The following is a 25,871-nucleotide window of genomic DNA, read 5'->3' as shown; positions in this document are numbered from 1 at the left end:
CACTTTAGTTATTTAGACAGCCGCATACTCTGGCGACCTTAGGGCTTCTCAGGGTCGCCAAAAGCAGCCTCCATACTAGCTCTCGTCCTCATCCGATTCGGACAAGCTCTGATAAGACCTGATAAGCTCTAAGGTCACCAGAACACGCTACATTGTGCTTATACTTAAAATGCTGAAATTAGACGATGGAGAAATTGGGGAAGATAAGGATAAAGCTATTAATAAGCTGAAAATAAAGTAAATGCTATTAACCTCAAAACTGGGTTTTAAGGTTAATAGCTAGATTCAGAAGCGTATTATTCAGCGTTATGGAAAACTCGCTGAACATCATCCAAGTCTTCTAGCATATCGATAAGCTTATCGAAATTTTCTTGGTCATCAGGCGCTACAGGGGTAGTGGTTTGTGGCACAAACTGAATTTCATCGACATCGAATTCAATTTCACCCATTGCTTCTAACAAGGCCTGCTTGGCTTTATGGGACTCGGTGTGTGGTGCAAATACCGTGACCTTGCCATCTTCCAGCTCAATATCGGTAACATCGACATCAGCCATCATCAGCGCTTCCAAAACAGCTTCTTCATCATCACCGGCGAAAACCAAAATCGCGGAATGATCAAACATATGACTTACGGTGCCCTGAGAACCAATCTTGGCCTTAGCCTTGTTGAAACAAGTACGTACATCACCGAAGGTACGGTTGGGGTTATCCGTAAGGCAATCAACTATTACCATGGTATTACTCGGACCAAAACCCTCATATCGAGCAGTAGAATAGTCTTCCCCACCACCACCTTTGGCTTTATCAATAGCCTTTTGAATCACATGACTTGGTACCTGGTCTTTCTTGGCGCGTTCGATCATCGAACGTAAGGCTAGGTTACCGTCAGGGTCAACACCGCCAGATTTCGCACAAACATAGATTTCACGGCCGTATTTACTGTAGACCTTGGCTTTCATGTTCGATGTTTTGGCCATCGACTCTTTTCGGTTTTGGAAGGCTCTGCCCATAGGAATCGTCCATCACTGCTTTAAAAAGGCGTGATTTTAGCAGCTCAGGCGGTAGCAAGAAAGTGAGACGATCGATACCATGGCGAATTGAGTGCTTGGGTATAAATCCAGCGGCCTGCAATCGGGGACTTGGCAACTTAAAAATGACAGATAAGAGGAAGCTAGGGGTAGACCTAGGCGGCAGCAAAATAGAAGCAGCTTTATTAGATATTGATGGAACAGTCATTGAGCGCATTCGCGTGGCCACCCCTCAGGGTGACTATCAAGCGACCTTGAACAGCATTGCTTCACTGCTAGAACAGCTGGACAAAAAACACTCAAGCGAATCACTACCTTTAGGGATAGGCACCCCTGGCTCGCCTTCCACTCGCGACAATTTAATGAAGAACTGCAACAGCACGTGTTTGAATGGCCAACCACTTAAAGACGATCTTGAGAAACGACTGAAGCGAGCTGTCCGTTTGGCCAATGATGCCGATTGTTTTACCTTAGCAGAAGCTCATAGCGGTGCGGCAAAAGGAGCTAACTCCGTATTTGGCGTCATCTTGGGCACCGGCGTAGGTGGCGGCATTGTAATCAATCAGAAGCTCTTACAAGGGCCCAGTCATATCGCCGGTGAATGGGGCCACAACCCACTGGCCCTTCACGCTTTAGTTGATAGCGAAGACTTCAAGCTCGCTCAGTTAGGCGATTACCTAAGCCAACGCCCTTGTTATTGCGGCCGCCACAACTGTGTAGAAACCTGGTTAAGCGGCCCCGCCCTAAGCCAAAGCGACTGGGACCTGAACAAACTGGCATCTATTAGAAGCGCTGCGAGTATCGCCCAAGCAGCCGCCGAAGGAGAAGCCGAGGCCCGGCAAACACTGAAGCACTATGTAGAAATGTTGGCCCTCGCCTTAGCGAACGTCATCAATATTATTGATCCAGAAGTTATCGTACTTGGTGGCGGGCTTTCAAATATTGATCAGCTGTATGAAGATTTACCTGGCGCTTTGGAGCGATATGTTTTTAGCGATGAAATACTGTGCCGTATTGTTGCGGCAAGGCAAGGTGACTCTGCGGGGGTGATTGGCGCTGCTCATTTATGGTAAAAACTTAAGACGGGATAGAACTTAGATAGGGTAACAGCTTAAGAAATTCCAAGAAGTATACGGCGCCAAGCATCAAGACTATCGAGCCGGCGAATGTTTAAACTCCAAACGGTTGCCGCTGGGCTCGCGAATCATCATATGTTTTGCTGGGCCACCATAGGATAGCTCTGGGGCAAACTCGATAACGACACCAGGGTGCTCCTTCAACTTTTCATACAGCTTATCGAGTGCCTCAAAGCTTTTTACCTTAATCGCCAAATGGTGTAACCCGACGTTTTGCTTGCGGCTAAAGTCTACGATTTTAGTTTTATCTTTAACCTGCCAAAGCGTTAAAAACATATTGCCATCGCTTACAAAACTTGCTGGATACTCTTTATCTTCGTAAGTTAAGCGCCAGCCCAAGGTGTCCACAAAGAAGCTCGTAGAGGCTTGCAGATCTTTAACGGTTAAGCCTATATGGTCAAATCCCTTGGTATAAGGTGTTTGTCCGTAGCTGCTCGTTAATGGGCTTAAAGCCAACAAACACAGCACAAATGCATTTAGAAATTTACGTTTAAGCATTATTTTTACCTACTCATCTAGCGTTTTTGACATTTTTAATAATTTTGAATCGTTTAGCGATCAGCTTAAAAACTACATTCCTACAGGCTCTATTCGAGAGCGAATTAAATTCGCCAGGTACCCCATAAGGCAAATACTCAAAGCACCCAATAAGACCGGAGACAAAATAAACTCCCAGCCTTGGGCTGTCATGATTGCCAAGATAGGATTAGCACCCGCTGGCGGATGAGTTGTACCACTAAGCAGCATTGCCGAAATACCTAAGCCAGTTGCCAAGCCCATTGACCAAGGGCTAGCCCCTAAAGAGTAAAACACGGCGACTCCAATACTAGCTGTAATGACATGGCCGAAAATCACATTTTTAGCCTGTGCCAAAGGGCTATTTGGCAAACCGAATACCAATACCGCGGTCGCTCCAAATGGCGCCATTAGCATGCCGTACTGTGGAAACAGTTCATTGGAAAAAGCCAATATAGAAATGGCTACCGCCGCACATAGGCCTGAAAACACACTCAACATATAATTTAAACTAAACACTTTACCTGAAAATCCATTTGGCATTACCATAGAGGTATACCGATCTGTTTACCATGGTAGACAGATCGGTATACCCCGTCAATATGCCTTACAAAAACATACGTTCGAAAATGTCAGATAAAAAACAAGAATTACTAGAGTGCGCACTCAAGCTGTTTTACCAAAAAGGGGTAAACAGCGTAGGTATTAATGAGATCCTACAAGTTTCGGGGATTTCCAAGAAAACTCTCTATAAGCACTTTGATAGCAAAGAGAGCTTGATCTTAGAGGCTTTAAAGTTACGCAGTGAAGAATATTTACAATGGATTGACGCCATAACCCCTACTGGCGCGAGTGAACAAGAAGTTGTTGAAGCGTTATTTTCGGGTCTTGATCTTTGGTTTTCAGGAAACAACGAAGCGCTAGGTGATTTTAAGGGTTGCTTCTTTATTAATGTCGCCTATGAATACAAAGGAAATAGCGGAGAGATCACCGAATACTGCAAGGCACATCAGTTCAAATTCCGGGACTTAATCAACAGCAAGCTGGCAAACGAATCGACCGAACTGCTCGACTCAATCTGTTTATTGGTGGACGGCGCCATTAATCGTGCTTATGTTTGTGATGATAAAGCATCCGCAAAACACAGCCTCGATATTATCAAGCGCCTTTACATCCACTAACTTCGACAGCAACACTTACTCTACTATCTGTTCAAGGTTCAGATTTAAGAGCTTGGTAAAAATCAATAATGATGGACTTAAGCTCTGGATGTAGAATTGCTGCCCTTTGGCTATCATGATCCGCTCCTTCTATAACTTTAATAGGCTGCGAATTTCTTGGTAGCTCTAGCATGGCTTTTTGGGAGCGATAAAAATCATCCAGCTCTTCACTTCCAAAAACAAACTGTAGCGGTACCTTTATAGCTGAAATTTGTTTTTTGGTCACTGCATCAAAAGCCCAGCCCTTGGCCACAGCGGCTAAGGCCAGCTCTCCGTGCTCGAGCATATCTTCGGCAACATGCTCTTGGAACTTTGTTTCTTGCTTACTGTTTCCGGGAAAGAAACCAGACACTAGAACAGCTGACTCAACCCTTTCAGGATGAGAGACCAGTAATCTAGCTATCATGTAAGAACCCATAGAAAAGCCGATCATATGACTGGATTCAATCTTAAGGTGATCTAATAATCGAACTATATCCAGGCCAACGTTGGGGCCGTATTCATCAACTGAAGTCGGCTTATCGCTTTGACCGTGCCCCCTCAAGTCAATAGTGATGACTCTATAGTTCGTATTAAGATGGCTATAGAAGTCTGCGTTCAGCCACATGCTCGAATCCATAGCAAAGCCATGAACCAGTACGACATTCGGCCCATGCGCCTGATTATCGCTAAAATAAATACGGTGGCCGGCTGACAAAAAATAATCGGCCATGGCTATTTGGCTTACAAATAGCCATAAAGAAAGAACACTAAGGCTAAAAGAAAAGTGGCGCATAGACACCTCCTACCCAATCAGTTTATTAGCTATTCAAAAGTAGATATTACTTTGCCCTCTTGGCAACACCGTGAAAATGGGTAGCCCCACTGGGCATAGTTGGGTCCATATTAAAATCAAGATCTATGATTTCCCAACCTTGCGCACCTAGCTCGTTTAAATAGGCCTCTGCTTGCTCAATAGTCCGCCCACTCAAAAATCCGCCTTTTTCAGCCTTATTTGAATCGATAATCTTGTATTCCCACATGGCACCCTCCAGATTCGTTTGTTTTCCATTTACTTCAAGTAGCTACTTAAAACAGAGCTACCAACAGATATAAGGCAGATTCTATTAGCCATCAGGGGAATAGGCTACTCAATATCAACTACTCTTTTAAAGTTTAAACTTAAATATTAAGAGTGTAGGGCTTAGAACTTTTTGGGGGCAAAACCCGTAACTTCACTCAGCTTCATTTCCTTACCTAGGGCGGTCATCGGGTGAACCACGACTAAACCCCGTACAGTTTTTTTCAACTTCCCCATATCAGCCTGCTCCGCCTTACTAAGCACTCGATTAAAAGCCATCGCTTTGATTTTTTCAGCCTTCGAGGAGTTGTGACGAGCCTGCTGGCCGCTTATTTCGGCCTTTTGCTTCGTTAACTGATCGAGCTCCCACTTAATGTTCACCATTACCGCTTGATTATGCTCAAGCTTAGCTTTCTCTAATCGACGGCGTAATTTATCCAATTTGTTGTTAATGGTTTGTAATTCTTGCTTTCTATTCAATGATCACTGCCTCAATAATGTAGCTTGCAAAATCCACTTTAGATTCCAAAATCTCTAGCCGTAAAAGCTGATGTTTTACTTGCTCTCTAGGCGCTCTTTCTCCGCCAAGAACTCATCGTAAGTACCTTGAAAATCTTCCAGCTTATTATTCTTTATCTCCACGATACGATTCGCCAAGGAAGAAACAAACTCTCTATCGTGACTAACGAAGATCAAGGTGCCGGCATAATGCTCTAAAGCCAGGTTGAGCGCCTCAATCGATTCCATATCAAGGTGGTTGGTAGGCTCATCCATTAACAAAACATTCGCATCCGTCATCATCAGCTTACCAAAGAGCAAGCGATTTTTCTCTCCGCCTGAACATACCTTTACTTTCTTTTTAAAATCATCCGCTGAAAACAGCATTCGCCCCAGTGTAGCACGTACTATTTGATCACCATGACTCGGCTTGCGCCACTGACTCATCCAATCAAAAAGATTGAGTTCACTGTCGAACTCAGCACTCGCATCCTGGGGACAGTAACCTAAACTGGCATTTTCGGCCCACTGAACTTTTCCTTCACTAGCTTCTAGTTCATTCATTAAACATCGCAAGAAGCTTGTTTTGCCGGCGCCGTTTTCACCAATTACTGCAAGGCGCGTTCCGGCTTCTAAAATCATATTTCCGCCACTGTATAGCATCTCACCGTCAAAGCCATGACCAAATCCCTCTAAGGTTAATGCCTGACGGTGGAGCTTTTTCTCCTGCTGAAAGCGAATGTAAGGACTAACTCGGCTCGATGGCTTGATATCTTCCAGCTTGATTTTATCGATTTGCTTGGCACGAGAGGTGGCCTGTTTAGCCTTTGATGCATTCGCTGAAAAGCGGCTGACAAATTGTTGCAGCTCTGCAATTTGCGCCGATTTCTTAGCATTTTCAGACTGCAGCCGTTCCTGCACGGCTATTGAAGCTGTCATAAAATCATCGTAATTACCGGGATACACACGCAGTTCACCATAGTCAATATCAGCCATATGCGTGCAAACAGCATTAAGAAAGTGCCGATCGTGGGAAATAATAATCATGGTACTTTTGCGTTCATTGAGCACGGTTTCAAGCCAACGGATGGTATCCATATCCAAGTTGTTGGTCGGCTCATCCAGCAATAAAATATCCGGATCGGAAAACAAGGCCTGCGCCAGCAACACACGGAGTTTCCAGCCAGGGGCTACCTCACTCATTGGGCCATAATGCAGATCTTGGCTAATACCCGCACCAACCAAAATTTCTTCGGCACGACTTTCAGCACTATAGCCATCCATTTCAGCAAACTGAGTCTCTAGATCGGCAACCTTCATGCCCTCTTCTTCAGACATTTCCGCTAGGCCGTAGATTCTGTCACGCTCTTGCTTGATAGCCCAAAGCTCAGCATGCCCCATTATCACCGTATCCACCACACTGTATTCTTCAAAGGCAAATTGGTCTTGACTAAGCTTACCTACCCGCTCATTTGGGGTAATGCTCACAGTGCCTGAGCTCGGCGCTAGGCTGCCGTCGAGGATCTTCATGAAAGTCGACTTTCCGCAGCCATTAGCGCCGATTAGGCCATAGCGATTGCCATTGCCAAACTTAACGGAGATATTTTCAAATAAGGGCTTAGCGCCAAACTGCATGGTGATATTTGCGGTGGAGATCAAGGGGGTATTCCTAAACAATAATGAACAAAGCGCAGCTTAAGTCGTAAATTGTACTAATAGTCGACAACTAAGGAGTGACAACTAACGGTCAAAAAAAGTACCTACGATCCAATTCAGCCCATGCTGCAAAGGTTATCAAGGGGCCAATCTGGGGCGCGACCATAGCAGAATGAACGCCAGGATACGATGTTTTTTTGAACAGCCTTACCCTTGAGACCTCACGGCAAGACAGGCCGAAGGACAAACTCGCTATTTTGTAAGCTAAGTCTGTTAAGCTATACCCAGCGAACGGCATCCGTACCATCACTGCATTGGCGAGAATTCGATGAAAAAGCTGAAAGACGAAAAGGAACTCATTAGAAAAGCCTTAGAGATAGGCCAAGCCTATGTCGAGAAACGCGGTGCCGCCAAATTTGAACCCGGTGACTCCGTCAACGACCGTCTGTTATATATTTATCGTTTATTGGTGCATGACCGTTTGTTACAGCCTTTGCCTGAAGAGCAGGTTTCTCAAAAGTCCATCCGCCATCGTTTAGCGATCTGGGCATCGAAACAACAGACAAGCTCTTAAATCAAAAGAGAAAACCTAAGCCTACTCAGGGGATAGAACACTAATGAAACACCCCATTGTGGGCTATCACCTGGATGAAGAGAATCACTGGGTCGCGCGATTGGCTTGCGGGCACTTTCAACATGTCCGCCATGATCCGCCGTGGACAAATCGCCCCTGGGTGACAAGTCCTGATGGCCGCCAGGCTAAGTTAGGATTAATGCTGGATTGCAAAAAATGCGATCGCTCTGAGGCTCTCGATTTCGAAGTCAGAGCTGAAACTTAAAAAGGCTGTTTAATCGATTAAGTTGTCTGCATCACCGGTAAGGATATAGCAACAAAACATGTTATCCAGATAATTGCTGCCAGGACGAAGTTAAAAATCGAATAGTTAAACATTTTGCCCCCCAAAGCGTTGGGGACAAACCAAGCAGCAATAAAAAGCAGCGAGAAGATGGCTAAGCCCAATAAAACTGGCCCAAGTTCAATGACGATCAGGGTTAAACTAGGGAGATCTGAGCCAAAGTACTCAAACGTTTCTTTAAAGTTAGGTAGGGCGATGTATTGACTGATGTATATGGCAAAAGCCAATACGGAAAATAGTGTCGTCGCTAGCAGTCTAATATAGAGCTTTTTAGGCTCAGATTCCTGGGGTGAATTTAAGTCCTTTGCGCTGTTGGCTTCCATATTGCTTAAGCACCTTATACCTTGCAGATCGATAGAGAATCACTTCGGTCTTTTCTTAAGAATCATCTAAACGAACGATCAAAAAAGACCAAAGCGACAAGCTATCAGCATTATGCTTCTCGAAAATGACTCGAGCAAGTCACAGCAAGGAATCTAAACTATTGGCTTAATCTTGTGCTTAGCCCCCATACGTAGAAAGCCAAGCACTTAACGCCAATACAGCAACGCTTAGCTCATCATTGCGGGCATTTTTGCGCTTAGTTGCGACTTTAACTCCACCGCAGCCCCCGTTAGAGCAAAGCCACGCAGAGCTCCGCTGTCATCCACAAATTCTGCTTTGATATTGATACCTTCACCCATTATCTTCCACTGCCCAGCGAGGTCACGAGGCGGAGGACATACCACGGTTGGGCAAGCTGGCGTTTTAATGGTCACCGGCATCACGCCATAACTAACTGACTGCTCAGGCTCACCGGCTAAATTATTGGCCAGCACCTTGGCACATTGATTGAGTGGTTCAATATAGTAAAGCAGATGGCCATCAACTTGAGCACAATCACCCAAGGCATAAACATCGGGCGCCGACGTTTGTAGTTGGCGACCCACCAAAATTCCACGCTCGGTTGCCAAAGCAGCTTGCTCGGCCAACTGCACATTGGCTCGCACGCCTATTGCAGAAAGTACAATATCGCAGTGAACTTGAGTTCCATTGCTCAGTGTTGCCGTTAAACCTTCGCTATTGCGATCGATTTTCTCCACCACCGTATTGAAGTGGTGTGTCACGCCAAGTTTCGCTAAACCTTGCTGTACCGCATAAGAAGCCTCAATGGGCAGTAACGTGCCCAATACCCTATCCATCGCCTCCACCGCTTCGATATGGTAGCCGCTTGCGGCTAGATCATTGGCGTATTCAGAACCAATGAGTCCACCACCAATAATCAATACCCTCGCCTGTTGGCCAAGCCCTGCTAAAGCGGTTCTAAAACGCTGGTAGTCTAATAAGTCGTTTACCTGATACACCCTATCGAGCGCATTGCCCTGCAAAGGCGCCTGTATGCATTGAGCACCCAAGGCAAGTATCAACTTACCGTAAGGGAGCTTCAGACCACTCAAGGATAATGTTTTTGACTGAGTATCAATGGCTTCAACATGACTGAAAATACGAATATCAGCACAAAGTTCCGCGGCCATTTGTTCGGCCGTTTTACTTTGTAGATCTTGTGCTGTTTTAGCTTTGCTAAAGCCTGTCGACAACAAGGGCTTGGAATAATAAGCACCGTCATCACGACTGATCATGATCAAAGGTGTACGTTGATCTTTTTGGCGCCATTCACGCACCAACTGATAGGCCGCCAAACCCGTACCAATTACAACTAATGGCTCGCGGCTGTAATCGATCTCGTAATCGCTGGGTACAGCTATGGCCGATACTTCTTGCTGAGCGGCAGCCGATACCAGCTGCATTTCGAAATCATCTTTACCGACACCACACTCAGGGCAAACCCAATCATCTGGAATATCTTCCCAGCGAGTTCCTGGAGCAATACCATCTTGGGGCCAACCTTTCGCCTCGTCGTAAACCCAACCACAGACAATACATTCCCAAATACGGAAGCCATCGGATGATTTTGAGCTACTTTCATTGGAGTCGCTTTCATCAGAGCCAACATCAGTATTGCCTGAGCTTTTATTTGAACTGCCTGCCTCAACCAATGCCCCAAAGGCTGCACCTTGAATCACGCTCACCGAGCCTGCAGCACTGATATTTGCAGAAACCGTTTGATGCGGATCACTCATTCCAGCAAATTGATTGTGGGCCTGTCCTAAAGAGTCGCTGTCGGTAGGATAAAAGCCACTCTTCGGCGCGCCACAATCTGGGCAAGCCCAAGCCTCCGCTAGATCCTCAAAAATCGTGCCCGCGGCGATACCATCAGCCAAGCAACCTTGTGCTGCAAGGTACACCCATCCACATTCATAACATTGATGACAATCACTCATGCCATACCTCTTTCTTTCGAATGGTCATCCAATCAGCAACTCTTCAGAGATTGGATTAACGCCAAGTAAAATCAGCGACACCCCAAATGTTTACTTTTCTCAGCTACAGGCAGTTATTGCCGCCTAGTAGTATCTCCACATACTGCGATGATTTCAGCAACAACAGTCGCTGAGATCGCCGGATACTTAAACGTAGGTTTGGATTGAGCCATGGGGTGCATCACAATTAATCAGATCAACACGTTTGCGCTGTATATGGTAACGACCATCAATTAAGCGCAGATGATACTGGCAGGTTCCAGCGTACAATTGCTGCTGATCGCGATAGTACATGACACACTGAAAATTACAGCTTACTTGGCAATCGCCATTCGTCTCGTCGAAGCTGGCAATCTGTACATTACCCAAAACATGAGAGCTTCGAATAGTAAAATCTTTTGAATGCGAGCGAGGATTATCGTGATGACGTAAACGAATTTCCATCAAATCGCGATCATCATAAAAAATAGAAATATGATTGATCGGATCTTCTTGATCAGGGGTAACGGGCATCCAATAGTCACCGGTATCGGTAAACAGATCAATCCACTGACGAATCTCCATTCGATCTAACAGACCTGTTTCGTGATACAAAAACTCTTCGATCTTTTTTAGCCCAGGGCGTTGATATTGACTCATTGTTATTCCCCTTAAGCTTTAATTTTCACGGCTTCAGTATTGGTCATTAACTGCAACCAGTACTTATATTGATTACGGAACGGTAGCTCGCTGGAACCGGTCGCTTCGATTGAACCATCTTCTTGGGGTTGATCATGATCTTTTTGACGCTCCATGCTTACCCAGTCATGCCCATGGCTGTGCAAGCCAGCTTGTACACGCTCATAAACCTCAAGATCGTCAGCACCAACAATGGAAGAAGGAGAATTTATCAAGCGTGAATACAATAATGTACGCTGCAACATTTCATCAGGAGCACCCTTAAGGCGGAAAGTATAGGTCTCGATATCCGTACAATTTACAGAAATTGGACGCACCACGCGAATAGCCTGAATCGCACCTTTAATGGTAAGCGAGGGGTAATACACCGTGTTATGGCGGGCACAAGAAAATATTTCTTTGGTTTTTTCTTTACCATAAGCTGTTTCCATCGCATCTACATAGTCAGGCACAGGCGGGTAGGCACTGTGAATACTTACCTTATTTCCGGAGTAGCTATGACCATTCTTGAAGACAACATGAGACATATCTTCAAAAAAGTCATAGGAGCTACCAAATGGGCCAAGAATATGAACCGTCTCAGGAACTTCACTCCCCTCAGGCAAATCTTGGGCATAGCCCTGACAGGCTTCGATCGCCGATTGGTGAGTGGCCATTGGATGCATATTGTCGTTGAGATTTTCGACAAAGCTCTTCCAGTTGCAATCATGACGATAGCGCAATACGCCGCCGGCTATTTCCAATTCACCCTCAGGTGAGCGCTCCACCATATTGTCGATTGAGGTCAGAGAATCACCAAAGTACTCGTGTAAGCCTTCGGCATTGGCATCGAGGTTTACAAACACAAAGCCATGATAAATATTAACCTGGGCCGCAGGGCGTAGATTATATTCCGGATCGTCCGGAGCGAAGCCACTGGTTTCTAGTGTCTTGGTCGGCGGAGTAGCTAATAACTTGCCTTCGGTATCAAAAGTCCAGGCATGGTAAGGGCAGCGAAATGCTTTCGCGCAGCCTTTTCCATCACCGACTAATTTAGCGCCTTTATGTGTACAGCGATTGTAAAATACCGAAATATTGTCGTTCTTGCGATTTCGCACCATTAACATGGACTGGGAGCCAATATTAAAGGTTTTATAATCGCCACCATTAGGAACCTCACTGGCATGGCCGGCAAAGATCCAAGTACGGCCCCAGACTCGCTCCATTTCTAGGTCAAAGATTTCCTCGTCGGTGTACACCTTGCGATGCACTCTAGCTGGCTCTACTAATTTTTCAATATCTTCTACGGAATAGCTCATGGGGCAACTCCCTATCTCGCTTCACATTAATTTCATTATTTTTTTGGTTTGCTAAGTACAGTTATAAGCAAAGTGCAGTTATAAGCAAAGTGCTTTTACAGACTAAGCGAACCCAAACTTGAACCGCCACAAACAAAGAGAGTTTGTCCGGTGACAAAGCTGTTCTTTTCATCGGCAAAAAAGCTCACTGCTCTAGAAACATCACCAGGTAAACCTGTTCTTTGTACCGGAATACTGGCCGCTAGCTTTTGCATTTTTTCGCTGTTCTCTGGAATCACTTCATGGAACATTTCAGTAGCCGCAATAGGACCCGGTGCCACAGTATTTACCGTAATGCCGTACTGACCCAGCTCCAGAGCCCAGGTACGCGCCATTCCCATCATTCCTGATTTCGTCGCAGAATAGACACTGCGCGTTTGCAGACCTAGCGCCGCACGAGAGGTAATTAAAATGATGCGACCAAAGCTCGCTTCTTTCATAGCCGGAAGCACAGCCTGGGTGAGGATAATGGTGGCTGCTAGATGTATATTGCTAACGTAATCGAGTTCATCAAGGGCGACATCTTCAATAAGATTGGCTTTGATAACACCAGCATTGTGAACGAAACGTGTGACATTAAACTTTTCCGCCACTTGCTCTGCTACCGCTTTGGTGGCTTCCCTGTCGGTTAGGTCTACAGCAATATTATGTAGTCGCTCTTGCCAAGCTGGGTTCTCAAGCTCAAGTGGGCGGCGAGCCAAATTGATGACCTGCATACCCTGCTCTAAAAAATCAACGCAGATGCTGGCACCAATGCCAGTGCTGCCACCGGTTACCAAAACACATTCTGTTTTACTCATAAATCACCACGGATGTATTCTTTTTTCATTTTAAAGGCTGCGCAACAAATACTGGTGCCTCAGCCTCATCCAATTGCAAACTCAGTGTTACCCTATCGCCGCTATTCGCTTTACTTTCTATTTCCAAAGCTTCTACTTCCAAACCGCTATCTTCCAAACCCGCATGTGAAGAGCTATGGGCATAAACGACGGGGCCCGCATCTAATTTAACGGATAATAAAACCCAAGGTAGTTGTTCCGCGTAAAAAGGCTCGAAGCTGTTATGTAGATCCACACGGGCAAGCACCTGGCCTTCAGCCGGACAGGCTTCCCAGCTAAGCTCGCCACTCAAGCAATGGCCACAAACTTCTCTAGGCGGATATACAAACTGTTGGCAACTTAAGCACTGCTGCAAACGCAGTTCGCCTTGCTCGGCGAAGGGTTTCAACTGGGCTCCCAAGTTGGTTCGTTTTGCAGGCGGCATTTGCTTAGAATCAGCCATGATCATTGACCTCCCACTGTATCAGATGTTGTAGACGCTAAAATGGCTGCTGAAGAACAAAGGCCTCGATCATAATTAATCATGCCATAGCCGCTGACCATGGCATGACGAGCATCTTGTACCTGATTCTTTTCGGCCTGCCCTAACAATTGGCGAATACTCTCTACCAATCCTAAGAAGCCTGCAGCCGAGCCCGCCTGTCCAACGGACAGCTGACCACCTGAGGTATTGTGGGGCAAACAATTGTTGCCAGAGCTATAACCAAGATTATGACCGTCAAAAGTTAAGGCTGTCTCTCTCACAAAATGTTTAGCTTCACCTTTGGCGCAAAAACCAAGATCTTCCATTTGCATCATGGAAATCACCGGGTAGTCATCATAGGTTTGCAACATATCGATATCGTTGGGGCCGATGTTCGTCTGTTGGTAAAGCTCATTTGCATAGAGCGTCCAGCCCGCGCGATATTGAATCGGGTCATCTCGGTGAGCATGGTGCAATTCGTCTGCAGCAAGAATGGTGACATAGGGCAAGCCCAAAAACTTGGCTCGCTCAACACTCATCATCAAGAAGCCCTCACCCCCAGCACAAGGCATAACACAATCAAACATATGCACAGGGCCGGCAATTGGGCGAGCATTCAGATAGTCATCCATGCTCAAAGTTTTGTGCCCTAGTAAGGCCGTTGGGTAATGATTGGCGTTATAACGCTGCGCGATCGCAATACGACCGAAGTCTTCTCGAGTCGCTCCATATTGTTCCATATAGTGCTGAGTAATGAGCGCGAAAGCTGCATTAGGGCCGCCAGCACCATAAGGGTAGGAAGCATCGCGGGTAAAGGTAGAAAAGTCGGCGATTAAATCGGCGAAACTTCCCGCCTGATTGGTATCACCCCCGATACAGGCCACAATATCAGCGTCGCCCATCTGCACCGCTCGAGCAGCACGACGCATTGCAATAACGCCCGATGCGCCACCAAAAGGTAACTGTTCTAAATAGCGGGGACTGATATCGAAATGTTGGCACAAGCTAATAACCGAATCGGGCCCAAGCGAAAAACTGGAAATAGCCAAGCCATCGACATCGTCTTTATGAATGCCTGCCTGTTGAATCATTTCGCCTAGGCTTCGGCCAATAAAATAAGCCGCACCCTTTTCACTTTGTTTGGCGTAGCCCACACTCACCGGGCAAACCAAAGCTATGCCTTGATAACTGCTGGGCTGACTTTTAGCTTGCTGAAAATTCTGAAAGGTACTGCTCATCGCTTGCTACCTTTTTTCAGGTGACAAAGATCGAAGCAACTTTTTTCTTGCAAAATCTTAGCACCCAGCTTTTTAATTTCACCGCGCTGAGGCTTGTTAGAGGCTGTCGTAGGAAGTTCAGCAACAAAGCTGATGTAGCCTGGAAGTTTGTAATACACCAATCGTTCACGAGCTCGCTCAACAATCTGCTCGGCAAGATCCTGATTCGCTTGCTCACCGGATTCGAGAATGATCAAAGCCATCACCTCATCACCACGAATTTCATCAGGTACGGCACATACGGCTAATTGATCAATTGCAGGGTCTTGGCTTAAAGCCGCTTCGACCTCAAGCGCTGAAATATTTTCACCACTGCGACGGATGACATTTTTGCGACGATCAACAAAGTGAAAGCTGCCGTCTTCACCTTGGCGCACTACATCACCAGTATGCAGATAGCCGCCCTCCCAAGCCTCAGCGGTCGCTTCAGGATTCTTGTAATAGCCAGAAAAGAAGCCCTTGCGTGGGTTCTCGCCTTTAGCCCTTACCAACAATTCGCCTGGTTCACCATAGGCCACCTCTTGGCCTTGCTCATCAATCAGCTTAACTTCAATATCGTCTGGTAGCTTTCCAAAGCAACAAGTACCTACATGACGAGGCTCAGCGGCAGCAGTAATGCAGCCCCCCGACCCCGATTCACTCATCGCCCAGCTTTCAATCAGTGGGAAACCAAAACGATCTTCAAAAGTTTTATGGTGAGCAGGGTTTACACCAGCGCCAAAACCAAATTTCACCTTAATCTTAGATTCCCATTCAGCTTCATCAATATTGAGAAGAATAGCGGGCAGAACTCCCAAGTAATGCACAATACTCGCGCGGCTTTCGGCCACCGATTGCCACCAACTACGAGGGTGAAAGCGATCCAATTGAATCAAGCAGCCACCGCTCATCACCATTCCCATGGTCGAAACCGCCATGGCGTTCATATGTACGAGGGGCAAAGGAGTTAATAGGCGTTCTTTGCCAGGCTCTAGCTGAATGTAACCGCCCACTGTTTGGTACCAGAGGCCAAACTCTACAAAGTACTCATTACTTAAGATACAGCCCTTAGGCTTACCGGTACTACCCGAGGTATAGAGCAGAGCACATTCACTTTGGGCATCGCCCTGCTGCTGTCTCGCGCTACTTTTAGCTGGGATTAAACTGGCGATATCGTGGGCACTGCAAACTGCCAACTGCCCACTATTTAAAGTGGCCGCACCTTGAATCTGTTCGATGCGCTCTGGAACCGCAATGGCCAAGCAAGATTCACTATTTTCTAATAGGTAAGCAATTTCTTCATCTTGCATATCACCGTTGATCGGAACAACGGATACCCCAAGAGCGTTAAGCGCAAACCAATGAATAAAGAAATCTGGGCGATTCTCTAATAGCAGTGCCACCCGGTGACCCACACCATAACCCGCTTCAGCATAAGCCTCACGCCATGGGTTAATTTGGGCGTCCATCTCCCCATAGCTAAGGGTAATCTCATTATCACTGTAGCTTTTGGCGGCACTAGCCGGGATATGCAAAAACTCGCAGTCTGCATACTTCGCCACACTGGCTTGCCACTGCTGGTATACGCTTGTCATGTGCATTCCTGTTTATTCTTATCAGGTTCTTAATTGGGTACAGTCTTCTTAGTACTTGCCACTAAATAACGGCATTCGCTATGGCACGCGGCATCGAACAGCCCGCCATCATCGATATTATTCAACAGTACTTCTTAAAGCCGGACTTTGCTAATCAGCGCGCTTTTAGCAAACGCTCTACTAATTTGTATTGTTCTCATCACCCACTTACAGAGGGGCTTTTTGATAGCAAATACACCTTAACTCAACTAAATATGAAATGGAATATATTTATATGTAAATATTTATTATAAAAGCAATGCCGTTTATTCCGCTAAAGCGTAAATTGACCGCTAAAGAGAAGCCCTCCCCAAGTTATCGTTAATTCACTAAAACGTAACAGTCCCTCAAAAACAGTTAATGTTTCATTAAGCTATCGCTTTTATAGTCATCCTATCTTAAAGTCAGTCACTGATTAGCCTTTAACCCGATGATTTCACGGCATTAAACGATCGATATGCTTAGTCGCATTACTTCTCAATACTATATTGTGCCCGCTCTTGGTAGCCTCCTGTGGATAGCCCTAACCGTTGCCCCAGCGATGAGCCATGCCTATACCGAAAGCCAGCACTCAAACGAAAAGCCGCAGAATACCGAAGCTGAAAATACAAAAAAGGAAGCAGCAAAACAAAACGATGGGAATAAGAATCCAGCCCCAGAAACCGGTAAAACCATCTGGCTAGAGGAAAAGCTCAACCCCAGCACCCAATGGCTGGAAAAAGCCGTCAAACCTCTGACTCGCTGGATAGAAGGTCAAGTGCAATTAGACCCCAAAGGCTCTCAGCAGCAAAACACTCCTCGCCCTCACGGGCAAAGAAAGCCGCAGCCACAGACAAAAAACACACTCGCCCCTCAAAGCAACGGCTCACAGTTAAGTAAAGATCAAATACGAAAGCTGGTTAAGCAAAGATACGCAGGCGATGTATTGCACATCAAAGCCCTCTCGAATGCCCGCTATAGGGTCAAGCTAATTAGCCAACAAGGGGTCATACAAATTCTTTATCTCAGTGCCATTGATGGCCAAGAGCTTACACCTTAGGACTAATATGCAAATTTTAATTGTTGAAGATGATCAAGAGTTACAAGCTCAGCTATCAAGGCAGTTAACGAATAACGGCTTTCAGGTTCAGCTGGCCAATGACGGCGCCCAAGGCTTGTATTTCGCCACGGAATTTCCCATTGATCTGGCTATTATCGACCTAGGGCTTCCACGCATTGATGGTATGAGCTTAATTGAACGCCTACGCGAAGAAGAGTTGAGTTTCCCTATACTTATTCTCACGGCTCGCTCAAATTGGAAAACCAAAGTTCAAGGTTTAGATGCCGGCGCTGACGATTATTTAACCAAGCCATTTGAGCCCGAAGAGCTCACTGCACGCGTTAACGCACTACTGCGCCGCTCCACCGGTGTTAACCGCAAACGCTTAAGCAATGGCCCCTATCAACTCGATATCACTGGAAATGCTTTTTTCCTGGAAGAAGAAGAGCTAGAGCTGACTAGCTTCGAGTACCGACTCATGGAACACTTTATGCTCAACCCTGGTAAAGTCGCTAGTAAACCGCTGTTACTAGAACGCCTTTATGATGATCCGGTCGATGAAAACAATAGCAATGTACTAGAAGTCATCATCGCTCGCTTGCGTAAGAAGCTAGACCCAGACGGCAGCATTAAGCCTATCGAAACCTTACGTGGGCGGGGCTACCGCTTTAAGCAGCTGGCTGATTAGTATGTCAATTGCTGGGCGCTTATTCATCATTAGCTTCCTTATACTAGGCTTTATCGCCCTAGCGGTTGCCATTGGCTTAAGCAAAGCCCACAGTCTTAGCGTTGAAACACTGATTCGCGAACGCCTTAAACTCATCAATTACAGTCTGTTGAGCGAAGCCGATAATTACAATGGTGAAATCTACCTACCCGCCGAAGTCAATGATGAGCGCTTTAATGAGCAGGATTCTTTTTTGCTGGCACAGGTCTATGACGAGCAAGGCAATTTAGCATGGCGCAGCATTTCCACAGCGAACCACACTATTGAATTACCTCAACCAGAAGCCGGTCAATGGCTCTTCGGGCTGGCGGTGGATGAACAAGGGCAAAACTATTACAGCTTGAGTTACGGCACTAGCTGGCCAGATGAATTTGGCCACCACAGTCCCTTCGTTTTTAGTGTGCTTGAAAAAGCGGATGAGTATCAAAGCCGACAGCGCAATGTCTATTGGATCATTACCATTAGTACCGCCCTAGTTTTACTTACTCTACTCGCTTTGCAATGGCTCATTGTAAAACTAAGTCTGAAGCCGTTAGCCAAGTTAAGCGGCGATATTCAAGCTTTAAACAGCGGTAATAAAGACAAGCTGGAAAAGAATTACTCCAGGGACCTTAACCCAATGGCCCTAGATCTTAATTTGATGATTGATAATGAACGTCGGCAACGCCAGCGTTATCACGACCGTATGGCCGATCTATCCCATAGCTTAAAAACACCGCTATCCGTTTTACGGGGCTTAAGCCATGAGGCGGAAGAAGACCTGATTGAGAACAAACAACTCAGCCTGAGTATGAACAAGCAGCTTAGGCGTATGCGCGACATTGTCGACTATCAGCTGCAACGAGCGGTTACTGGTGACCAGCAAGCGAGTTTTGTGGCTGTACCTATAGAGCAGGAAGTGAACGCCGTACTTAAAGCGCTGCACAAGGTCTATTTTGATAAAGGAATAGAGAGCGCGTTAAAAGTAGAAGAAGGCTTATCGGTGTATGCCGACGAACAGGATATGGCCGAGGTATTTGGTAACCTTTGTGACAATGCCTTTAAATACGGCCACAGCAAAGTCGAGGTCAGTGCCTGGCAAGATAAGGGGGCTTGGTATTTTTCGGTAAGCGATGATGGACCAGGTATTCCCCCAACCGAGCAAGACAGTATTTTTGAGCGCGGCGTACGCTTAGATAGCCAAGCCGAAGGGCAAGGCTTTGGTTTAGCTTTGGTAAGGGAAATCTTGGCTTCTTATAAAGCTGTATTAACCATTGAGCATAACCAATGGGGGGGAGCAAAAATGCTATTAAAATTTCCTCGCAACATTCAATCTAGCGAGTAATTGGAGGGTTTCAAGTGGATAGAAGAGTTTGGCAAAGGATTATCAGTTTAGCCTGCCTTATCAGTATTAGCGCATGCACCAGTGTAACTATCCGCCCAAATGGCGGCGAAAAGTTACATACCGAGCCTAGTTATGTCGATAGCAAACCCTTTTACTTATTTGGTCTAATCGGTGAGCACACTGTAGATGTCAATGAAGTTTGCGATGGCGCTGAAATCGAACAGATGCAAACCGTGATCTCCAGCAATGATTACTTGCTCAATATTATTACTCTATTTATTTACTCACCAAGAACAGCGAAAGTATGGTGTCGTTATGAAGAAGCTTAAATCGATAGCGCTGCTGCTAACGGCAAGCACTTTAGTAAGCGCCTGTAGCCGCATTAACTTTGTGCAATATGAACAAGAAGGCAATACCCAGGAAGAAAGCCGCTGGCATCACACCACCATTAATGGATTGATCGAACTCAGCCCGCCATTGAATCTTTCTGAGGTGTGTCGGGGTAAAGCCTGGAATTATGTAAGCACAGAAACCAGCTTTAGTAACTGGGCGGTGAGTTTACTAAATCCGACTGTTCCTTATGTGGTCCTCTATTCGCCTAGAACAAACCGCGTGCAATGCTACCAAGTACCGTTGACGAGCTCCGATAATAAAGAAAATAGCCAAAGTACATCTTAAGCTACTGATAGATATCATTACAGAATATCTGAGCTAAAAAATTTAGGGCGCCTAGAGTGGGCGTCCATTTTTCCGCCATCTACCGCACTTCTAACCTTTCTCCATTTAGCGCTCTCATTCGCCTTATCTTCACTCTCTGCCCTCAAATAAAAACCTGATTAACAATGAGCACACCGCCTTCAACAAAACCAGCTATTTTCCACACCTAAAACTCGACGCAAGTTAGAAATTACCAGATCACTTTTTTGCTCGTTAATGTTTCATTCAGAAAAAATTAACTTTGGGTTTAGTTAAGTCACTTAAAGTACCCACATAAACAAACACATGACATTCAACCAGTGAGGACTGTATGAAAAACTTAGCTAAATTTGGAACCCTAGCCGCTTGTATATTGTTGGCCAGTAATCTAGAAGCAAAAGATGCTGTAGATCCGGGTCAGGCGGATAATACTTGGGTAGTGGGTCTTGGCGCTGGCGCTATTAACAACCCCTATGCCGGCGAAGATAACGAAGGCATTGTAATTCCACGCATTCGTTACAACGGTGAGCGCTTCTTCTTTAACGAGAAAGGCTTGGGCTTAAATCTATTTACCCGTAGCGAGTGGAGCGGCGGATTGATTGTGCGCGGTGACGGTTCGTTTTTGCATGATGCCAAGGAGTTTCGTGCAAACCCTAAACTAGCCGGATTGCGCGAACGAGACACTGCTGTTGAGGCTGGAATTTACATCAACCACACTACCGATATGGGACGCCTACGTTTTACGGCGTTAAATGATGTCAGCAACACTCACAAAGGGCAAACCGCAGAAATTGAGTACATATTTGATATGGAATACGGCGACTGGCATATCAACCCTTATGCAGGCATTAGTTGGATCAGCGATGATAAGGCCGACCATCACTTTGGCGTACGTGCTAATGAAGTAACAGCCAGTCGTGCACTCTACAAAGCCGATAGCAGCTTGAGTTTTAACACCGGAGTTAGTGGCCGCTATAGCTTTAATAAAAACTGGGATTTCACCTTTAATACCGGTTATAGTCGTCTCGGTAGCGGCATTACGGATAGCCCAATTATTGAAGATAAAAACATTTACTATGGAACTGTAGGTGTAAACTACAACTTCTAAGTCGTCATTTCGACAGCTATCGGTAAAGGGGCAATTTATATTGCCCCTTTGTTTATTTTTCCGCTTCATAGATAATCATCGGCCATAATAAATAAAAGTGGCCAACACTATGAACCGTCGCAATTTCATACTCAGCTCCACGACAGGTATTCTGAGCTTTCACCCTCTCCTTCATGGCGCTCAAGCCACATCTTTGGGTCAATGGTTAAGTCCAGCAGCGGCATTGCCGGTCAATATCCAAGAGATCTATCCAACCGTTCATAATGGTCGCTTTTATGTCGCTGGCGGCATCGCAACCAAGCTTGGCGTGCCCTATTTCAGTAAAGCTTGCTACAGCTTTAACCCCACATCGAATCAATGGCGAGAAGAAGCAGAACTGCCCCAGGCCATGCACCACGCCACCTTAGTGAGTAACGGAGAAAGATTGTTTCTCTTTGGGGGCTTCCATGGAGGCTACACCCATATTTGGCGCATGCAAGATAAAGTCTACGAACTAATTAAGGAAAAATGGATTGAAATTGACACCCTGCCAACACCACTCGCTGAGGGTGTTTTAACACATGCACCCGATGGAGCAATTCATTGGGTAACAGGCCAAACGCTTAGAGCCAAAGCCAATAATAAGCGCAGCGATCACCATGAAATTCACCAGCATTATCGCTGGTCACCCGAAGATATGCAGTGGCAGGAGCTAGCTCCAATTCCTACCGCTCGAAACAGTGCGACCGGAGCTTGGGTGGGTGAACAATTAATCGTCACCGGGGGCCGAACCGCCAAGGGAAATTTAGCCAATACTGAGATATTTGATCTAGCCAGCGGCAAATGGCGCGATGCTATGCCGCTACCCTTGCCTCAGGCGGGCAGCGCCTGCGTAGCTGTCGATGACGGCATTATTGTTTTTGGTGGTGAGATTTTTATTCCGCAAGCGAAGGTTTTTAAAGAAGTTTGGCGTTATTCATTAAGTCAAGATAGCTGGACCGCCCTTCCTGATATGCCGACGCCAAGGCATGGGCTTGGCGCTGGACGATTTGAAAACGATATTTATGTTATTGGTGGTGCTATTGGTCCAAGTGGAGACGGAACCAGCAATCTCAATGAAGTATTTCGCTTATGAGTCTGACTTTTTATCGACCATATTTTCCAGTCGACGATCAAGCTTTTCTAACACTCTGAATAGATCTCGATATTCAGAAACGTCTAAAGCCTGAAGCAGCTCTGCCTCCCAATCCAGCGCCGTCGGCACAATAGAGTGGTAGAGCTGCTGCCCCTCTTCAGTTAAAGAAAGGTAGTAAACGCGATTATCTTGCTGATCCTTATTTTTTGCCAGCAAGCCCTTATCTTCTAGCTGTTTAACACCGCGAGAAACCTTAGATTTATCCATTAAGGTGATTTCGCCAATGAGTTTTGAGCTAAGGCCTGGCTGCTCCCCCAAACGCGCCAGAATCCGCCACTCAGGAATACTTAGGCCGAACTCTCGGTTGTACACCCAGGAGTAGGTATCACTCACTCGCTTAGCGATGTTCACCAGACGAAAAGGCAAAAACTGATTAAGAATCAAGCTTGGCTCTTTTTCTAACTGCGCTTCTTGCAACATGGCTTCTGGTAGCTTGTCTTTTTCCGACGAACTCATTTAACGGCCTTACCTCTATTGGTATTTGTACACGGTGTTTCCAACGACCTGGTACTTGTACGATGATCTAATTTTGCGATATCTATTCAAATTAAAGATTAGCAAGCATCCAGCTAACGACGCCAACAGCCAATTGGCATCGCTCCACCTTTGGCCATTCTATTGATGCTTGCCAACATCCCAATCAGTTTCTTGCAGGGCTCGTTCAGCCACCTGCTTTGGAAGAGTCTCTAATTCTGTCGACATAGTATCATTCCAACGATTCAAAAACCCGAACAAAGCAACCGAGGCCACAATTTCAACCACCTGCCCTTCGTCAAAATACTTGGCTAACTCAGCGAAATCTTCATCACTGGCCTCATTGGGTAATAGCGATGCTTTGTAAGCTAAACGCAAAGCAGCGCGTTCAGCGTCGCTGAAAAGCTCACTGCTTTCGAACTCCCAAACCGCTGCAATCTTTTTGTCCGATGCTTTATAAATGGAAGATAGGTTGGCCATATGGCTTTGGCAGTAGCGGCAGCCAGAAGCCTGGCTAGAAATCAACGAGACGAGCATCTTCAATTCTTCGCTTACCGTACCTTCGTACAGAACCGCCTGATTTAAAGCCCCGAAACGCTTAGCGATATTAGGGCGGCGAGCCATAGTTCTTATGCTATTTGGCATAAAGCCACGGGTGTTCTCATAATGTTGATAAAGAGCTTGCAGCTCATCATCCATTTCTTCTCGATCTAGAGGGCGCAAATGGGCCATAATTTATCTCCTAGAGGCGCTATCGCCTTAAAAGCACCAGCCAATGAATTTAGTGAAATCGGCTTGGCTTAAGTGATAGCGGAACTGTCGTTATTCTTAGATTAATCTCAAGTAAGAGTATATTTAGACTAACATCAATATTCCCTCTATCCAAGTAAGAATAAAAACCTTAAGAAAAGCCCAACTAAATGACTGAAATTAAAGAATTAAATACCTATTCCGGATCCTGTCACTGTGGTGCTGTAAAGTTCGAAGTCGATAGTACAGATGCTCCAGAAGTTGAAGATTGCAACTGTTCCATCTGCCACAAGAGCGGATTTTTACACCTTATAGTGCCAAAGCAGCGCTTTCGTTTGATCAGCGGGGAAGATCAGCTGAGTTGCTACACCTTTAACACAGCAGTCGCTAAGCACTATTTCTGCAAGCGCTGCGGCATAAAACCTTTTTACATTCCTAGGTCCAATCCGGACGGTGTGGATGTTAATATTCGCTGCCTAGGGCCTGTTAACACTAATTCGGCCATCACTGTTAGAGCTAAAATCGCCTTAGTCACGGCGCGAGGCGCGTAGTTTGGTCTTTCCAAATAAGCAACGAGCAACACTGAGTAAGGCGATTTTAGCCTAACCCTTCGGGCCGACTTATTTCATCGCTCGGCTGTGTTAGTGCTCGCTATAGTGGAATGACCACAATACGCTCACCCTGCCTTGCCGAATCGACGAAATAAGTTCGGCAGTGACGGCCAAATTAGTGTTAACAGGCCCTAGAATCGCCTCCTAGCAAAATGAAGATTGTGGCCTTTGATGGTCAAAACTGGGAAGCCAATGCCGCTAGCCTGAAACATAAAAGCCAAATTGAAGAAAGTTAATGAACGAAACAGAGAAGCCTACTCACAGCTTAATTTTTGAGCTAAGCCATGAAGATTTAAATTTTAAGCTATTGCGTTCCAACGATGGCCTGGAAACGCTACTCGTCAATGGCGAAGCCCTGCAAAGTGAACGCCGCCTGCAAAGCTATGGTGAATACCAGCTGGGCCACCCGGAGCTCGGCAAGCTCGTCGTGCGCTACCAGATTTTCTCAGATCAGAATATATGCCGTTTTATGCTACTGCATGAAGATGAGCTGTTGAACCAAGGCCAAGTGGATATTGAGGAAAGCTTGGTCGACGAAATTAATGGCCACGCTCCCCAAGAACGTCCAAGCGGCAACAGTAAAATTGGTTTAATCGGGCTGGCTTTTAAATTATTTAAAAGCGCCAAAACCATCAAAGTCGTTTTAGCGGGCACCGCTTTGGCTGGCTACAGCATTATTTTTAGCTGGCAATTCGCCCTGGCATTGATTCTAGTGCTGTGTTTTCATGAATATGGCCATGTCTGGGCCATGAAACGCAGCGGCTTAAAAACCAAAGGCTTCTACCTGATTCCATTTGTTGGCGGCATGGCCGTTGGCGATAGAGCCAGCAGTCATTGGCAACATGTTTTTATCTCCATGATGGGGCCCTGCTTTGGCCTACTAATGAGCGCAGCCAGCTACGTGGCCTATCTAGTCACCGGTAATCATTTTATTGGTTTATTGGCCTCTATCAGCGCCCTACTCAATATGTTTAATCTTTTACCTGTGTTGCCCTTAGATGGCGGGCAAGTTGTAAAATCGATGGTGTTTTCTGGCCGTTCATACTGGCCTTACTTGGGTTTAATGATTATCTCGGCCGCTCTATTTGCCTTGAGCCTGCAGCTAGGCCTGGCATTGCTTAGCTTTTTTATTGTAATTGGTGCCTTGGATTTGCTGTTCAGCTGGCGAGAGTTTAAACATCAAACGGTAGCTGCAATGGACCGCTATGGCATTCTATTTTCACTGGCTTGGTACCTACTTACCTTAGCGGCTTTTGTATTTATTATTTTGAGCATCGCCAGCGATGGTTTACCGGGTTCTGAAATTGCTACTGCCGTTTTAAACTCCTAAGTTTTTGCAAGCTCAGTGATAGCCCAGGTTTTAAAGGAAA

30 protein-coding genes are annotated in these 25,871 nt (G+C 45.9%); 13 read left to right on the top strand and 17 right to left on the bottom strand.

The features are described 5' to 3' along the window. Positions 1-296: 296 nt before the first annotated feature. Complete coding sequence (locus tag Q1A08_RS09480) at positions 297-1,010, bottom strand: YebC/PmpR family DNA-binding transcriptional regulator (RefSeq protein WP_299772207.1); 714 nt, start codon at positions 1,008-1,010, stop codon at positions 297-299. A gap of 143 nt (positions 1,011-1,153) precedes the next feature. On the opposite strand from Q1A08_RS09480, the gene Q1A08_RS09475 reads away from it, so the two are divergent. Next, entirely contained in the window at positions 1,154-2,101 is a 948-nt protein-coding gene (locus Q1A08_RS09475; protein ID WP_299772205.1) for an ROK family protein, read from the top strand. Between the two features lie 78 nt (positions 2,102-2,179). On the opposite strand, the gene Q1A08_RS09470 is transcribed toward Q1A08_RS09475, so the two are convergent. Together Q1A08_RS09470 and Q1A08_RS09465 are read right to left on the bottom strand one after the other, a co-directional pair. Further along, the gene (locus tag Q1A08_RS09470) at positions 2,180-2,662 is read right to left on the bottom strand and encodes a VOC family protein (protein WP_299772203.1); all 483 of its coding nucleotides are present in this window, start codon (positions 2,660-2,662) and stop codon (positions 2,180-2,182) included. A gap of 72 nt (positions 2,663-2,734) precedes the next feature. Continuing rightward, positions 2,735-3,199, bottom strand: coding sequence for an HPP family protein (locus Q1A08_RS09465; RefSeq protein WP_299772202.1), 465 nt, complete (start codon positions 3,197-3,199; stop codon positions 2,735-2,737). A gap of 110 nt (positions 3,200-3,309) precedes the next feature. On the opposite strand from Q1A08_RS09465, the gene Q1A08_RS09460 reads away from it, so the two are divergent. Continuing rightward, positions 3,310-3,861: a TetR/AcrR family transcriptional regulator gene (locus tag Q1A08_RS09460; RefSeq protein WP_299772200.1), complete on the top strand. Its 552-nt coding sequence runs from the start codon at positions 3,310-3,312 to the stop codon at positions 3,859-3,861. 31 nt (positions 3,862-3,892) lie between these two features. Here Q1A08_RS09460 and Q1A08_RS09455 read toward each other — a convergent pair whose 3' ends face one another. The 4 genes from Q1A08_RS09455 to Q1A08_RS09440 form a co-directional block, all read right to left on the bottom strand. Further along, on the bottom strand, positions 3,893-4,675 hold the full coding sequence (locus Q1A08_RS09455; protein ID WP_299772198.1) for an alpha/beta hydrolase: 783 nt from the start codon (positions 4,673-4,675) through the stop codon (positions 3,893-3,895). A gap of 46 nt (positions 4,676-4,721) precedes the next feature. Further along, a complete protein-coding gene (locus Q1A08_RS09450) occupies positions 4,722-4,922 on the bottom strand; it encodes a DUF4177 domain-containing protein (protein WP_299772196.1) in 201 nt (66 codons plus the stop codon). Between the two features lie 161 nt (positions 4,923-5,083). Then, entirely contained in the window at positions 5,084-5,440 is a 357-nt protein-coding gene (locus Q1A08_RS09445) for a YibL family ribosome-associated protein (protein WP_299772194.1), read from the bottom strand. Between the two features lie 75 nt (positions 5,441-5,515). Then, positions 5,516-7,117, bottom strand: a complete 1,602-nt coding sequence (locus tag Q1A08_RS09440) for an ABC-F family ATPase (RefSeq protein WP_299772192.1) — start codon at positions 7,115-7,117, stop codon at positions 5,516-5,518. Positions 7,118-7,442: 325 nt separating this feature from the next. Between Q1A08_RS09440 and Q1A08_RS09435 the strand changes: the two genes are divergently transcribed. Both Q1A08_RS09435 and Q1A08_RS09430 read left to right on the top strand, forming a co-directional pair. After that, positions 7,443-7,688: a DUF5062 family protein gene (locus Q1A08_RS09435; RefSeq protein ID WP_299772190.1), complete on the top strand. Its 246-nt coding sequence runs from the start codon at positions 7,443-7,445 to the stop codon at positions 7,686-7,688. 43 nt (positions 7,689-7,731) lie between these two features. Beyond that, positions 7,732-7,953 carry a DUF3565 domain-containing protein gene (locus Q1A08_RS09430; RefSeq protein WP_299772188.1) on the top strand — a complete coding sequence of 74 codons (222 nt, stop codon included), beginning with the start codon at positions 7,732-7,734 and terminating at the stop codon, positions 7,951-7,953. Positions 7,954-7,970: 17 nt separating this feature from the next. Here Q1A08_RS09430 and Q1A08_RS09425 read toward each other — a convergent pair whose 3' ends face one another. From Q1A08_RS09425 to Q1A08_RS09390, 8 genes are all read right to left on the bottom strand, one after another. Continuing rightward, a complete protein-coding gene (locus Q1A08_RS09425; protein WP_299772186.1) occupies positions 7,971-8,354 on the bottom strand; it encodes a hypothetical protein in 384 nt (127 codons plus the stop codon). A gap of 228 nt (positions 8,355-8,582) precedes the next feature. Continuing rightward, positions 8,583-10,352 (bottom strand): FAD-dependent oxidoreductase, encoded by a 1,770-nt coding sequence (locus Q1A08_RS09420; protein WP_299772184.1) that lies wholly within the window; start codon positions 10,350-10,352, stop codon positions 8,583-8,585. 186 nt (positions 10,353-10,538) lie between these two features. Beyond that, complete coding sequence (locus Q1A08_RS09415; protein WP_299772182.1) at positions 10,539-11,030, bottom strand: aromatic-ring-hydroxylating dioxygenase subunit beta; 492 nt, start codon at positions 11,028-11,030, stop codon at positions 10,539-10,541. Positions 11,031-11,041: 11 nt separating this feature from the next. Continuing rightward, positions 11,042-12,367: an aromatic ring-hydroxylating dioxygenase subunit alpha gene (locus Q1A08_RS09410; RefSeq protein WP_299772180.1), complete on the bottom strand. Its 1,326-nt coding sequence runs from the start codon at positions 12,365-12,367 to the stop codon at positions 11,042-11,044. Between the two features lie 95 nt (positions 12,368-12,462). Next, the gene (locus tag Q1A08_RS09405) at positions 12,463-13,206 is read right to left on the bottom strand and encodes an SDR family NAD(P)-dependent oxidoreductase (protein ID WP_299772178.1); all 744 of its coding nucleotides are present in this window, start codon (positions 13,204-13,206) and stop codon (positions 12,463-12,465) included. A 25-nt stretch (positions 13,207-13,231) separates the two neighbouring features. Further along, entirely contained in the window at positions 13,232-13,687 is a 456-nt protein-coding gene (locus Q1A08_RS09400; RefSeq protein ID WP_299772176.1) for a zinc ribbon domain-containing protein, read from the bottom strand. 2 nt (positions 13,688-13,689) lie between these two features. After that, positions 13,690-14,946, bottom strand: coding sequence for a thiolase family protein (locus tag Q1A08_RS09395; protein WP_299772174.1), 1,257 nt, complete (start codon positions 14,944-14,946; stop codon positions 13,690-13,692). Continuing rightward, a complete protein-coding gene (locus Q1A08_RS09390) occupies positions 14,943-16,559 on the bottom strand; it encodes an AMP-binding protein (protein WP_299772172.1) in 1,617 nt (538 codons plus the stop codon). The genes Q1A08_RS09395 and Q1A08_RS09390 overlap by 4 nt, the downstream gene beginning before the upstream one ends. A gap of 496 nt (positions 16,560-17,055) precedes the next feature. Between Q1A08_RS09390 and Q1A08_RS09385 the strand changes: the two genes are divergently transcribed. The 7 genes from Q1A08_RS09385 to Q1A08_RS09355 all read left to right on the top strand — a co-directional run bounded on the left by Q1A08_RS09385 (position 17,056) and on the right by Q1A08_RS09355 (position 22,606). Then, complete coding sequence (locus tag Q1A08_RS09385; RefSeq protein WP_299772170.1) at positions 17,056-17,637, top strand: hypothetical protein; 582 nt, start codon at positions 17,056-17,058, stop codon at positions 17,635-17,637. Between the two features lie 7 nt (positions 17,638-17,644). Next, positions 17,645-18,325 (top strand): response regulator transcription factor, encoded by a 681-nt coding sequence (locus tag Q1A08_RS09380; protein ID WP_299772168.1) that lies wholly within the window; start codon positions 17,645-17,647, stop codon positions 18,323-18,325. A 1-nt stretch (position 18,326) separates the two neighbouring features. Then, on the top strand, positions 18,327-19,688 hold the full coding sequence (locus Q1A08_RS09375; RefSeq protein ID WP_299772166.1) for an ATP-binding protein: 1,362 nt from the start codon (positions 18,327-18,329) through the stop codon (positions 19,686-19,688). A gap of 14 nt (positions 19,689-19,702) precedes the next feature. Next, complete coding sequence (locus Q1A08_RS09370) at positions 19,703-20,017, top strand: Bor family protein (RefSeq protein ID WP_299772164.1); 315 nt, start codon at positions 19,703-19,705, stop codon at positions 20,015-20,017. Continuing rightward, the gene (locus Q1A08_RS09365; RefSeq protein ID WP_299772162.1) at positions 20,004-20,366 is read left to right on the top strand and encodes a hypothetical protein; all 363 of its coding nucleotides are present in this window, start codon (positions 20,004-20,006) and stop codon (positions 20,364-20,366) included. Before Q1A08_RS09370 ends, Q1A08_RS09365 begins: the two co-directional genes overlap by 14 nt. 349 nt (positions 20,367-20,715) lie before the next feature. Beyond that, positions 20,716-21,492, top strand: a complete 777-nt coding sequence (locus tag Q1A08_RS09360; protein ID WP_299772160.1) for a MipA/OmpV family protein — start codon at positions 20,716-20,718, stop codon at positions 21,490-21,492. 109 nt (positions 21,493-21,601) lie between these two features. Next, positions 21,602-22,606: a kelch repeat-containing protein gene (locus Q1A08_RS09355; protein WP_299772158.1), complete on the top strand. Its 1,005-nt coding sequence runs from the start codon at positions 21,602-21,604 to the stop codon at positions 22,604-22,606. Here the strand turns inward: Q1A08_RS09355 and Q1A08_RS09350 are convergent. Together Q1A08_RS09350 and Q1A08_RS09345 are read right to left on the bottom strand one after the other, a co-directional pair. Beyond that, positions 22,601-23,122: a MarR family winged helix-turn-helix transcriptional regulator gene (locus Q1A08_RS09350; RefSeq protein ID WP_299772156.1), complete on the bottom strand. Its 522-nt coding sequence runs from the start codon at positions 23,120-23,122 to the stop codon at positions 22,601-22,603. The genes Q1A08_RS09355 and Q1A08_RS09350 overlap by 6 nt on opposite strands. A 159-nt stretch (positions 23,123-23,281) precedes the next feature. Continuing rightward, the gene (locus Q1A08_RS09345; protein WP_299772155.1) at positions 23,282-23,872 is read right to left on the bottom strand and encodes a carboxymuconolactone decarboxylase family protein; all 591 of its coding nucleotides are present in this window, start codon (positions 23,870-23,872) and stop codon (positions 23,282-23,284) included. 188 nt (positions 23,873-24,060) lie between these two features. Between Q1A08_RS09345 and Q1A08_RS09340 the strand changes: the two genes are divergently transcribed. Together Q1A08_RS09340 and Q1A08_RS09335 are read left to right on the top strand one after the other, a co-directional pair. Then, positions 24,061-24,441 (top strand): GFA family protein, encoded by a 381-nt coding sequence (locus Q1A08_RS09340; protein WP_299772153.1) that lies wholly within the window; start codon positions 24,061-24,063, stop codon positions 24,439-24,441. 295 nt (positions 24,442-24,736) lie between these two features. Then, complete coding sequence (locus Q1A08_RS09335; protein WP_299772151.1) at positions 24,737-25,831, top strand: site-2 protease family protein; 1,095 nt, start codon at positions 24,737-24,739, stop codon at positions 25,829-25,831. Positions 25,832-25,871 lie beyond the last annotated feature (40 nt).

It is taken from the genome of uncultured Pseudoteredinibacter sp. (assembly GCF_947500695.1).
Classification (GTDB): domain Bacteria; phylum Pseudomonadota; class Gammaproteobacteria; order Pseudomonadales; family Cellvibrionaceae; genus Pseudoteredinibacter.
This window is presented reverse-complemented; position numbering and strand designations above follow the sequence as displayed.